Raw genomic sequence first — 11,524 nt, forward strand, 5'->3', positions numbered from 1 at the left:
GCCGAAATTTTGTAGGTATTGTACAGCAGAAAGGATTAGTGCATCCTGAAAAAAAGTTTGTAGTAAACAGTTTAACCAATGGTCTGAGCTGAAATTAAAAAGAAAACTGACGTTGCTTCTCTGATTCTAAGCATCACCTTTAAATCCTCCTATGAAAATCCTCAAACTCCAGACATTACGCGGTCCAAACTACTGGAGCATTCGCCGCCATAAACTGGTGGTTATGCGTCTAGACTTAGAAGACCTTTACGAAAAATATACATCTGACATTCGTGGTTTCTACAAAGGATTAACCGAGGTTCTACCAAGTCTGGTAGAACACCACTGTTCGCCTGGAGTCAAGGGTGGTTTCCTAAGTCGTGTAGAAAAAGGAACATTAATGGGCCATGTCATCGAACACGTTGCCCTAGAATTTCAACAACTGGCAGGAATGCCAGTTGGTTTTGGTCGGACCAGGGAAACATCTACTCCAGGAATATTTCAGGTAGTAATAGAATACGAAAATGAACAAGCAGGTCGGTATGCAGCAAGAGCAGCAGTAAGACTCTGCCAAAGTATTGTTGAGACAGGTACATATCCTCCAACAGAATTACAGCAAGATTTAGAAGACCTGAAGGAATTCAAAAATCAGGCATCTTTGGGTCCAAGTACAGAAGCTATAGTGAAAGAAGCAGAAGCAAGAGGTATTCCTTGGACTCAACTAGCTGCTCGGTTTATGATTCAGTTTGGTTACGGGGTTAACCAAAAAAGAATTCAAGCAACTCTCAGCAACCAAACAGGAATTCTTGGTGTAGAACTTGCTTGTGACAAAGAAGGCACAAAAAGAATTCTTAAAGATGCAGGAATACCAGTACCTCGTGGCACAGTTACTCGCTACTTTGATGAACTTCAAGATGCCATTGAAGATGTTGGAGGCTACCCTGTTGTAATTAAGCCTCTAGATGGAAATCATGGTCGTGGTATTACCATAGATGTGAGAAATTGGCAAGAGGCAGAAGAAGCATACGACCTGGCCAGTGCTGCTTCCAAAACAAAAAGTGTAATTGTGGAACGTTACTACACAGGTAAAGACCATCGGGTGTTAGTAGTAAATGGCAAAGTTGTAGCTGTGGCTGAACGAGTTCCTGCCCATGTAGTGGGAGACGGTAAGTCTACAATATCAGAACTGATTGAAGAAACTAATAGAGATCCTCAAAGAGGAGATGGACATGATAACGTCCTGACTAGAATCACGGTAGATAAATCTGCCCTTGCTATCCTGGCAAGACAAGGATACAGCATAGATTCAATACCGAGAAAAGGAGAAATTTGCTTTTTAAGAGCAACAGCTAACCTCAGCACTGGGGGTATAGCAGTAGACCGCACTGATGAAATACACCCGGAAAATGTTTGGCTATTATCCAGAGCTGCTAAGATAATTGGTCTAGATATTGCAGGTATAGATGTAGTTACTGAAGATATTTCTAAACCACTACGAGAAGTGGACGGAGTTATTGTAGAAGTTAATGCTGCCCCTGGTTTCCGGATGCACGTTGCTCCTAGTAGTGGTCTACCAAGAAATGTGGCGGGGGCAGTAATGGATATGTTATTCCCCGGATCGAGAAATGGGCGAATACCAATATTGACTGTTACTGGTACTAACGGTAAGACTACTACTACGCGACTATTGGCTCATATTATGAAGCAGACAGGTCAAGTAGTTGGTTATACGACTACTGATGGTACTTATATTGGTGAGTATTTGGCTGAAGCTGGAGATAATACAGGTCCTCAAAGTGCCCATTTGATTCTCTCAGACCCTACAGTAGAAGTTGCTGTGTTAGAAACGGCACGGGGTGGTATTTTGCGTTCTGGTTTAGGCTTTTCAGCTTGTGAAGTGGGAATAGTATTAAATGTAGCTGCCGACCACTTGGGTATTGGAGATATAGATACTGTAGAACAACTAGCTCAACTAAAAAGTGTAGTAGCTGAGTCGGTAATGCCTAAAGGATATGCAATTTTGAATGCTGAAGACCCATTAGTGGCAGCAATGGCAGAGAAAGTCAAAGGTCAAGTTGCTTATTTCTCAATGGACCCAAATAACGAACTGTTAGTAAAACATACAGAAGCGGGGGGTCTGGCAGCGGTTTATGAGAATGGCTATATTTCAATTTTGAAAGGTGATTGGACTTTAAGAATTGAAAAAGCAGTTAATGTGCCAATTACAATGGCTGGTAAAGCTCCATTTATGATTGCTAATGCTTTGGCAGCTTGTTTGGCTGTATTTACCCAAGGAGTCAAAATAGAGCATATTAGGGAAGGTTTGTCAACCTTTGTGGCTTCGGTGGATCAAACTCCGGGTCGGATGAATATGTTTAATATGGGTAGTTATCATGCTTTGGTAGACTATGCTCATAATCCTGCTAGTTATGAGGCATTAGGTGGATTTGTCAGAAATTGGCCAGGTAAACGGATCGGTGTAGTTGGTGGACCAGGCGATCGCCGTGATGAAGATTTTGTTTCTCTTGGGGAACTAGCAGCAGACATCTTTGATGAAATTATTATCAAAGAAGATGATGATACTAGGGGACGACCCAGGGGAAATGCTGCGGAACTAATTTATCAAGGTGTTGAGCAATTCTTGAGTCAAGGAAAAGATTCTGAGTCAAAAGCTATTTATGAATCAATTCTAGATGAGACAAGTGCAATTAATACGGCTTTAGACCGTGCCTCTTCTGGTAGTTTAGTAGTAATTTTACCGGAAAGTGTCAGCCGAGCTATCAGTTTAATAGAAGCTCGTAACCCTGTTAAAGAGCTTGAATTACCGGAAAGTAGTATAAAGTCTCCTGACTCTGAAGAGGAGTTAAAAACTTCAATCGCGCATTAAGTTAAATATTTCAAAGTTCTACTGAAAAAGGGGTTGAGATTTTCAACCCCTTTTATATTATTAAGAATTAGTATTTCAAAGCTGATATTCCAGTTTTCAAATTTAACTGAATCGCAGCTAACTTGATTACATCAAACCAATTTGAGAAAGAATGCTTTGACCTGTGAGGTATTCAGTAGCAACACCAATCACAAAACCTAACATTGCCAAGCGACCATTCCAAGTCTCTGCAAATTTGGTAAAACCTGCTTTTTGCTCTTGAGTTTCCATGATGACTAACCTCTAATTAGTGTAGTTAAATTCTTGTAAATACAACAGAAAAGTTCTTAAGAAATCAGAATTAGTTACATTAAGCCAAGCTGGGAAAGGATACCTTGACCAGTCAACAATTCAGTTGCGATACCAATCACAAAACCCAACATTGCCAAGCGACCATTCCAAGTTTCTGCAAAGTCAGTAAAACCTAACTTTTTCTCTTGATTTTCCATATTAATAAACCTCCAAAAGTTGCAGTTAAGTGCAAATAAAGATAATCAAAAAATTTGGGAAAAATTACATCAAACCGAGTTGAGAAAGAATACCTTGACCAGTCAAGAGTTCAGTAGCTATACCGATAACAAAACCCAACATTGCCAAGCGACCATTCCAAGTTTCTGCAAAGTCAGTAAAACCTAACTTTTTCTCTTGATTTTCCATATTAATAAACCTCCAATAGTTGCAGTTAAGTGCAAATAAAGACAACAAAAAAATGTCGGAAAAATTACATTAAACCGAGTTGGGAAAGAATACCTTGACCAGTTAAGAGTTCTGTAGCGATACCGATAACAAAACCCAACATTGCCAAGCGACCATTCCAAGTTTCTGCAAAGTCAGTAAAACCTAACTTTTTTTCTTGATTTTCCATAATCATTATCCTTGCTTTATTTCAGGCTTATGTAATATATCTTAACTTAAAATTTAAAAGTTGGCAACATTATTTAATATTTTGAGTAGGCCAAACAGTGAGGGGATGGACTAAACAGGTGTAAACTAACTACAGAACGATTCTTAAACTAAGATATCCCTCTAACTGATTATTAATTGTTGGACAGTTGTATTAGATTTTCAAATAAATACTAGGAATGGCCTTAGTTGAGAAGAGTAGAAAATTTTAGTAGGAAATAGTAAAGAAATATGGAAGGTTGTACAGTTACGGATCTGAAGATTGACAGCAAAAAAAACTGTTATGCTCTTGATGCTGAAGCTATGCGCAAGATTCAGGAAGAAACAGCAGTTTCGACAAAATTAGAACCAGGAACCTATGTAATTAGAATCCGCAGTGGTTTATTTGGATACAAAAATGACGGCAATAATATTGGTGAACCTATTGTCATGTTGTGGATTTATGGTGGCAAGTTTATCAATAAAAAAACCAACTTAGAAGTAGAGGCTACTTGGTCAACTTTAAATGGTGATGACGATACATTAACTTTAGAAGTGCTACAAACAACAAATATCTGTGCATTTTTCTTTGATAGTTACGTTGAAGATAATCAAGGAGAATTGACAATTTCAATAGTAAAAATGTAAAAAAAACCAAACTATCAGCCAAGAATAATTATTTCCCAAAAACTAGGATAGACTAAGTTTTTTATATTACATAATCAACAGTATATTTCAGCAAAGTATATTTTGCAGCTAACAAATATCTGACTAACACAGCTAAATTGAAGGTAGAATTACTGAAATTATTGATCGGCAATTTAACCTTCATTTAGCAAATTTTGAAATTGTCAATTCATTATAAAAAAAACTAATGGTTAAGAGGAAATTGATAGTCAAATTTAAGGCGAATTTATCAAAGTCAATTTAACCATATTTTGTCAACCTAAAAACCTAAAAGCCAGATGAAAATGTCTTCCTCTAGCAAAAAATTAGTTCAAATATCAGTAGTATTGCTAACCTTAACTTCTACTCCTAAGCCATTAGCAGCTAATAATTTATCTTTTTTAAACAATACCATCCTAGCTCAATCTATCAACTCAGATACTAGCTACCCACTACCTGAATCACTACCAAGTGGCACAAAAATCAGATTGTCCGGCTCTAGTAGTATGTTAGTTATGAATCAAGCACTAAAACAACGTTATGAAGAAAAATATCCAAATGGTCAAGTTGAACTGGTAACAAGTGATACAAGTCGAGTATTAGAAGCGCTCCTAAAAGGAGAAACAGATTTAGTAGCCGTGGGACGTCAATTAACTGTTGGAGAAAAAAACCAAGGATTAGTTGAAGTCCCCATGAATCGAGGCAAAATTGCTATTATAATTTCTCCAGACAACCCATTTCAAGAAAACCTCTCATTTGAGCAATTTGCTAAAATACTCCGGGGAGAAATAACCAATTGGTCAGAAGTAGGTGGTCCAGAAGTACCCATTCGCTTCATCGATCGCCCAGAGTCTAGTGATACCAGGGAAGCTCTCAAAAACTATGAGGTGTTTAAAAAAAGTCCGTTTAGGACAGGAAGTAACACGACTCAGTTATCTGAGGATGATACATCAGCAGTAGTCAAAGAATTAGGTAAAGATGGAATTAGCTATGCGATCGCCGACCAAGTTCTGAACAAAGAAAATGTTCGGGTTGTTCCGATGCACAAAACCCTACCGAATAACCCCCTATACCCATACTCTCAACCGCGTAGCTACGTTTACAAAAAAGAAGCTGCCTCTCCAGAAGTTCTAGCATTTCTAGGTTTAGTTACTTCTCAAGGTGGTCAACAAGTTGTGGCAGCATTAGACCAACAGGGAAGAAGTGATTTAGCAACTATTACCCCGGTCAATAAAGCCAAGCCTTCAGAGGTAGCAACTTCACCCAGTGCCGAATCTCAAACGGAGACAGAATTAAACAAAAAGGAGGAAACTGATTCTGCAACCGCCGGAGGTGTAGCAACTGCACCCAGTCCAGATAATAAAACTGAGACAGGATTAAACGAACAGGAGGAAACTGATTCTGCAACTGTTGGAGGTGTAGCAACTGCACCCAGTCCAGATAATAAAACTGAGACAACACTGGTGCAAGCACCTACTGGTGATGCAAATAAAGAAACAGAAAAAAAAGGATTTCCCTGGTGGATTTTACTGTTGTTGGGCATTCCCCTAATAGGAGCATTACTATGGGGACTGCTCAGAGGGCGTGGAAATGAGTCAGAAGGAACAGGTGTAGCTGGAGTAGCTCCAGGAACAACTACAGATTCAGACTCTCCCCCTGTAGGGGGAACTCCTGTTACTGGTGCTGGAGTTGCTGAGGCAACTGATGCACCAGTAACTCCAACCCCAGAAGATGGAAATGAAACAGGTGTTGGTGGTATTGGTATGGGAGTAGCTCCCATAGCAGGAATAGCAGGAATAGCAGGGTTAGTAGCAGCTTGGGCAAGCCAAGAAAAAAATAGTCAAATAACTCTGAGTTCCAATCATAGTCAAACAGCATCAGCAACTTGGTCAGTACCACAAGCAGACAAGGAAGCAGCCAAATCACATGGTGGTAAGCAATATCAACTGCGAGTTTATGATGTGACAGATATAGACGAGCTAGACTCACAAACAGCTGAGAGTGTGCAACAGCATGATATATCAGAATCAAGCACACAAAGGGAGGTAGAGTCTCTAGAGACTAAACGAGAATATCAGGCGGAAATAGGTTATGTCACAGATGATGGTGAGTGGTTAAAGTTAGCTCGTTCTCAGCGAGTGCAGTTATTAGCAGCCGAAGTAGAAGTAGATACTACTCAACCAGTAACTGAAACAACTAAAGTAACTCCAGAAACTCCCACGACTGAAGCCACCCCAGAAGATGGAAATGAAACAGGGGTTGGTAATATTGGTACAGGTATTGCCGGAATAGCAGGTTTAGTAGAAACGCCAGAACAAACAACTAAAGTAACTCCAGAAACTCCCACGACTGAAGCCACCCCAGAAGATGGAAATGAAACAGGTGTTGGTGGTATTGGTATGGGAGTAGCTCCCATAGCAGGAATAGCAGGAATAGCAGGGTTAGTAGCAGCTTGGGCAAGCCAAGAAAAAAATAGTAAAATAACTCTGAGTTCCAACTCTAGTCAAACAGCATCAGCAACTTGGTCAGTACCACAAGCAGACAAGGAAGCAGCCAAATCACATGGTGGTAAGCAATATCAACTGCGAGTTTATGATGTGACAGATATTGACCTAGACTCACAAACAGCTCAGAGTGTCAAGTATTATGATTCCGAAGAGTCTAATCAGCAGTGGCAAGTTGGCAACTTATTGATTAATCGGGAATATCAAGCAGAAATAGGTTATGTTACCAATGATGGTCAGTGGCTACTGTTGGCTCGTTCTCAGAGAGTGCTAATTCCAGAAGAATATGTCAGTAAAGAGACCAGGACAGCAACAGAAAAAGGATTAGTAAGTGGAGCTACAGCAAAATGGAAATTGATGTCATCTCCCAGCCAAATTACTATTACTCCTGATGGTGCAGAGAATATGATTGTGGCTTGGAAAGTTTCTCAAACTGCTCAAAATTCTTCCAAAGAACAAGGAGGAGAACAATGCCAGTTGCGAGTTTATGATGTTACAGATATTGAACTAAACACAAAACCAGCCTGCAATCTACAAGCTTATGATTGTGATGAGTCTACTCAGAAGCAAATGCAAGTCCCTGTTGTTATGAGCGATCGCGAATATCAAGCAGAAATAGGTTATGTCACAGATGATGGTGAATGGTTAAAGTTAGCTCGCTCAAACCGACTGCGAATGCCAGTATCTAATGTTACTACAGATTCTACTGAGGCAACAAGTACGCAGCAATATCTAAATCATGCTACACCAGTTATCCCAAAAGAAGCATTGAAATCCAGTTGGATTACTATAGTTCCTCGTAGTAATCAAAATGCTTATGCTTATTGGGGAGTTGCTCAAACTGCTAAAGATGCCGCCAAACAACAAGGTGGACGGCAATACCAAGTGCGGATTTTGGATGTTACAGATATCGATCTAGAGTCACAAAAACCTCACGATATACAACAATACAATTGTGAGGAGTCTAGTCAGAAGAAAGAAATAAATATCAATATTGGCAATGTTGGCTATGTTGATTATGTCGCAGAGATTGGTTATGTTACTGATAATTTCCAGTGGCTGAAGATAGCTAGTTCTAGTCCGATGCGAATGCCTGTGTTTACTGAAGTTGATTCTGTGAAAACAACAGGAACAATTTTGTCTTCTACAGCAACTACAACTATTGGTGCTGGTGCAGTTTCTCAACTATTAGGAAGCAAAAATGAAATAACTAAACAAACAAGCAACATTACTCCTGGTGACTGTGAAATTCAGCATTTAGTTGTCCACAGTCGCAACAATTGCTATTTACTAAATGATGAACAAATCAGGGGAATTCAGGAAAAAGCTGTTTCTCAAATTATTGAGCCAGGGATTTATATTGTGCGGATTAAGAGTGGTACATTTGGCTATGGTTCTAATATTTGCCCATCTGGTGAGCCAGTGGTTTTACTGTGGATTTGTGGCGGAAAAGTGAAGAATAAAAAGACGAAAATTCCAGTTGAGCAAACCTGGTCAACTTTGAATGGATATAATGAAACATTAACGTTAGAGGTTTTGGAAACGGCAACTATTTATGGCTTCTTTGTTGATACTTATCCTGATGATAATGAGGGAGAACTTACTGTTTCTGTAGCTAGATTGTATAGCGCTACGCCCTAGGGAATAGGGAATAGGGAATAGGGAATAGTGCAATAATTGTAGGTTGGGTTGAGGAACCCGAAACCCAACCAAAATAATGCTTTCCCACCTACATTTTTCCCCATCTCACTTTTAACTTTTGACTTTTAACTTTTGACTTGAAAAGCTTTGTTGGGTTTCCCTCCGGGAAGCTCCGCTTTTCATGTCGCGCAGCGAAACACTGCGTTCTACCCAACCTACATTTTTAGGTATTGCCGTGGTGGGAAATATAATTTTTTATATAATGTCTAAAGACAGGTTTAACGATAAATAAAATCATATTTTCTTCTGTAATTTTATCTATCAAACCTTGTCTTTCTAAAGATAGTAATGTTTGAAATAATTCTGGTGATGAAAATTGATATTTTTCTAATAGTTGGGAAACTGAAACAGATTTTGCTCCTTCGCTAAGTTGACATAGCAATTGTTTTTCTAACTCAGACAACCGTTGAAAATGCTGCTGTAAAATATTGGTTAATTCATCAGATAAGAATAGGGGTTGATAACTTAAGTATTGAGCTACACTCCCACCAAATAATTTTTTAATTGTCTCTCCTATAAGTTTTAACCATTGAGGATTACCTTGATAGAAATTTATCAACTCTTGCCATTTTTCTTCATCTAATAATTCTCTATTTTTCAGCATTCCACGCGCCACCTTTTCTGTTAAACCAGTTAATTGAAATAAACGTACTGCTGAGTCATTATCTGTCAAGCTGAGAATGTCTAAAGGTGGTTCCCAACTGTTGAGAATAAAACAACTATTGTGAGGAAGTTCGCCGATAATTTTAAATAGGTTGCCATAGTTTTCATATCCTAATTTATAGTTACCAATAAGTTGCCGACTACTGAGTATTTGTTGTACGTCATCTAGAACTATGAGACAACGGTTACCTTGTAATTTTTCCATAAGTAGTGAAATTTGAGCGTCGGTTTTATTGGGGAGGTTTATTTCTGTTTCGTTGGAGATAATTTCAATTAAATTTTTGAGAGTTACGTTTACGGGTGGAGATGTGCGGAGGGTGCGCCAGATGATGTGGTCGAAATTAGATTCTATTTTTGGGATGAGGTGACGAATAATTGTGCTTTTACCAATACCACTTATTCCTGAAATGGTGATGAGACGACAACGATGTTTGAGTATCCAGGTTTTGAGGGTCGTGAGTTCGGTGGAGCGATCGTAGAATGTTTTTTTGATATCTGGTGCGTCTCGGAGGTCAAGTTTTGGTAGTCGGGTGTTATTTTCGTTTGTTGTTTGTGTAGTGGTTGATGTTTGTTTGGTTTCTGGGGAATGGGTGTTGTCTGTACAAAGGTTAATATTACCTTTTTGTACTAAGTTAAAATTACCGTAATTTGAAACATTAGAAACTTGATATCTTTCCATCGCAGCACGGAAATTTGACTTATGAATTTTTTCATTTAATTCCTTAGAAATAAGTTGCCATAAATTTGAAGCGACATTACCAACATGACATTTAGTGCAGTGGTATTCTTGAGCAACCTTTGAGTATTTTTCCCCTTGCCAAGTAGCGCGTAATATTGCTTTTTGGAGACTATCAAGGTGTTTGCCAGTTCTGTCGAAAACTATATCATCAACAAATTTCAATACTTCATTAAAAATCATCGGTCAAATTTAGCTAGGAATTTATTCCTATTATATATGATGTTTTCTGATATTTATGAAATAATCTGATTTTTTATGACCTAATGAAGCTTAAAAACACATGATATTTATGAGATTTTATGAATTGCGGGTGTTAGTATCACTTGTGTTAAATTATTAAGTATTAGATTACTTGGTGAAACTATAAAAAACTGGAGTTTAGACTAGGGTAACTGCATCTGGTTGTAGCCAAGCATTATGGTCTTCTACTACAGTTCGTCTCTACTGATTGAGGTAAATTATTATGAGCAACTTTGAAATGCAGATCGGTAATCAAATTGAAGGTTTCAATAATGTTGATGAATTCAAAGGTGCATTAAAAGCACTTTTAAAAAAAGAAGAACCGTTTTCTATGGCAATAGCAAAAAAAGAGGAGAGTTGTTTCAAAGAGATTGCAAAAATCCTAAATGAGAAAGGAATGAAGATGCAACTTGAGGAATCTGATCCTCTTGCTATTAAGTTTTTTACTGACGTTCTTAAGGATGCTAAAAAGTTTGGAGCTATTGGTGCAGCTTTAGGTGTGGCTATTAACGCATTTTATAACGCTAGTGCAACAGCATTGACAACAGCAGTAGAAACAGAAGCGGTTGCTGCACCAGTTGATTTTATCGTTCCAGGTTCAGCCGAATTTGTGGCATTCTCAGCTGGAATTGGAGCTGGAATCGGTACCTTGATTGGAGTTGGTAAAAAGATTATTAAGTTAAAACTCAATTTCAAAGTTCTAGAAAATGGAGAAGAAGGAGTTACTATGGAGTTTTGTTTCGCCAGTTCTAGCAGTTAGAGAATGGTTGGAAGTCAGACAGCAGGAAAATTCACTTTACTTATTACTTTACAGCTCTTTTGCTGATTAATGAACCACATCGTCATAACCAAAACCCTGTAGGGGCGAATGGCCATTCGCCCCTACTGTAGTCTACCTAAGTGAAAACTGCTGTAATGCTTAATTACAAACACTTAATCGAACTAACCATTTCCACTAAAATTCCTATAATCTTTACCAACAGAAAACTAGACTCTAGTAACAGAATCTTTTTTCAACACATTCGCATCCTTACCATTACCATTAACAGAAACATCCAACTGGGGGCGACTATCCTTACCACCAAACAATTTATTCAACCAATGGAGAAAATTATCAATGTAAGTAAACCACACAGGTACCACCACTAATGTTAACAATGTGGAAGTAGTTAACCCACCAATAACAGCGATCGCCATTGGACTTCTTACTGCTCCTCCTGCTCC

General features: G+C 38.5%; 10 protein-coding genes. 4 read left to right on the plus strand and 6 right to left on the minus strand.

The window, feature by feature from the left end; translation table 11 throughout:
- Window positions 1-151 precede the first annotated feature (151 nt).
- Complete coding sequence (gene cphA / locus F6K22_RS16025) at window positions 152-2,866, plus strand: cyanophycin synthetase (RefSeq protein ID WP_293099603.1); 2,715 nt, start codon at window positions 152-154, stop codon at window positions 2,864-2,866.
- A gap of 126 nt (window positions 2,867-2,992) precedes the next feature.
- Here cphA and F6K22_RS16030 read toward each other — a convergent pair whose 3' ends face one another.
- The 4 genes from F6K22_RS16030 to F6K22_RS16045 all read right to left on the minus strand — a co-directional run bounded on the left by F6K22_RS16030 (window position 2,993) and on the right by F6K22_RS16045 (window position 3,770).
- Window positions 2,993-3,136 (minus strand): chlorophyll a/b-binding protein, encoded by a 144-nt coding sequence (locus tag F6K22_RS16030; protein ID WP_293099606.1) that lies wholly within the window; start codon window positions 3,134-3,136, stop codon window positions 2,993-2,995.
- A 74-nt stretch (window positions 3,137-3,210) separates the two neighbouring features.
- Window positions 3,211-3,354 carry a chlorophyll a/b-binding protein gene (locus tag F6K22_RS16035; RefSeq protein ID WP_293099609.1) on the minus strand — a complete coding sequence of 48 codons (144 nt, stop codon included), beginning with the start codon at window positions 3,352-3,354 and terminating at the stop codon, window positions 3,211-3,213.
- Window positions 3,355-3,418: 64 nt separating this feature from the next.
- The gene (locus F6K22_RS16040) at window positions 3,419-3,562 is read right to left on the minus strand and encodes a chlorophyll a/b-binding protein (RefSeq protein ID WP_293099609.1); all 144 of its coding nucleotides are present in this window, start codon (window positions 3,560-3,562) and stop codon (window positions 3,419-3,421) included.
- Window positions 3,563-3,626: 64 nt separating this feature from the next.
- Window positions 3,627-3,770, minus strand: a complete 144-nt coding sequence (locus F6K22_RS16045) for a chlorophyll a/b-binding protein (RefSeq protein WP_293099609.1) — start codon at window positions 3,768-3,770, stop codon at window positions 3,627-3,629.
- Window positions 3,771-4,039: 269 nt separating this feature from the next.
- On the opposite strand from F6K22_RS16045, the gene F6K22_RS16050 reads away from it, so the two are divergent.
- Window positions 4,040-4,435, plus strand: a complete 396-nt coding sequence (locus F6K22_RS16050) for a hypothetical protein (RefSeq protein ID WP_293099611.1) — start codon at window positions 4,040-4,042, stop codon at window positions 4,433-4,435.
- 317 nt (window positions 4,436-4,752) lie between these two features.
- On the plus strand, window positions 4,753-8,598 hold the full coding sequence (locus tag F6K22_RS16055) for a DUF4912 domain-containing protein (RefSeq protein WP_293099613.1): 3,846 nt from the start codon (window positions 4,753-4,755) through the stop codon (window positions 8,596-8,598).
- Window positions 8,599-8,821: 223 nt separating this feature from the next.
- Here the strand turns inward: F6K22_RS16055 and F6K22_RS16060 are convergent, their stop codons facing one another.
- On the minus strand, window positions 8,822-10,240 hold the full coding sequence (locus tag F6K22_RS16060) for a helix-turn-helix domain-containing protein (protein WP_293099616.1): 1,419 nt from the start codon (window positions 10,238-10,240) through the stop codon (window positions 8,822-8,824).
- A gap of 283 nt (window positions 10,241-10,523) precedes the next feature.
- On the opposite strand from F6K22_RS16060, the gene F6K22_RS16065 reads away from it, so the two are divergent.
- Window positions 10,524-11,060, plus strand: coding sequence for a hypothetical protein (locus tag F6K22_RS16065; protein WP_293099619.1), 537 nt, complete (start codon window positions 10,524-10,526; stop codon window positions 11,058-11,060).
- A 227-nt stretch (window positions 11,061-11,287) separates the two neighbouring features.
- Here the strand turns inward: F6K22_RS16065 and F6K22_RS16070 are convergent.
- On the minus strand, window positions 11,288-11,524 hold a 237-nt coding region (locus tag F6K22_RS16070; RefSeq protein ID WP_293099621.1), incomplete at its 5' end, for an efflux RND transporter permease subunit.

The sequence above is a fragment of the Okeania sp. SIO2F4 genome (genome assembly GCF_010672385.1).
Lineage (GTDB): Bacteria > Cyanobacteriota > Cyanobacteriia > Cyanobacteriales > Microcoleaceae > Trichodesmium.

What these genes read in the sequence shown, in the direction of transcription:
- cphA (WP_293099603.1), top strand. Translation starts at nt 152, where the DNA reads ATGAAAATCCTCAAACTCCAGACATTACGCGGTCCAAACTACTGGAGC.
- F6K22_RS16030 (WP_293099606.1), bottom strand. Translation starts at nt 3,136, where the DNA reads ATGGAAACTCAAGAGCAAAAAGCAGGTTTTACCAAATTTGCAGAGACT.
- F6K22_RS16035 (WP_293099609.1), bottom strand. Translation starts at nt 3,354, where the DNA reads ATGGAAAATCAAGAGAAAAAGTTAGGTTTTACTGACTTTGCAGAAACT.
- F6K22_RS16040 (WP_293099609.1), bottom strand. Translation starts at nt 3,562, where the DNA reads ATGGAAAATCAAGAGAAAAAGTTAGGTTTTACTGACTTTGCAGAAACT.
- F6K22_RS16045 (WP_293099609.1), bottom strand. Translation starts at nt 3,770, where the DNA reads ATGGAAAATCAAGAAAAAAAGTTAGGTTTTACTGACTTTGCAGAAACT.
- F6K22_RS16050 (WP_293099611.1), top strand. Translation starts at nt 4,040, where the DNA reads ATGGAAGGTTGTACAGTTACGGATCTGAAGATTGACAGCAAAAAAAAC.
- F6K22_RS16055 (WP_293099613.1), top strand. Translation starts at nt 4,753, where the DNA reads ATGAAAATGTCTTCCTCTAGCAAAAAATTAGTTCAAATATCAGTAGTA.
- F6K22_RS16060 (WP_293099616.1), bottom strand. Translation starts at nt 10,240, where the DNA reads ATGATTTTTAATGAAGTATTGAAATTTGTTGATGATATAGTTTTCGAC.
- F6K22_RS16065 (WP_293099619.1), top strand. Translation starts at nt 10,524, where the DNA reads ATGAGCAACTTTGAAATGCAGATCGGTAATCAAATTGAAGGTTTCAAT.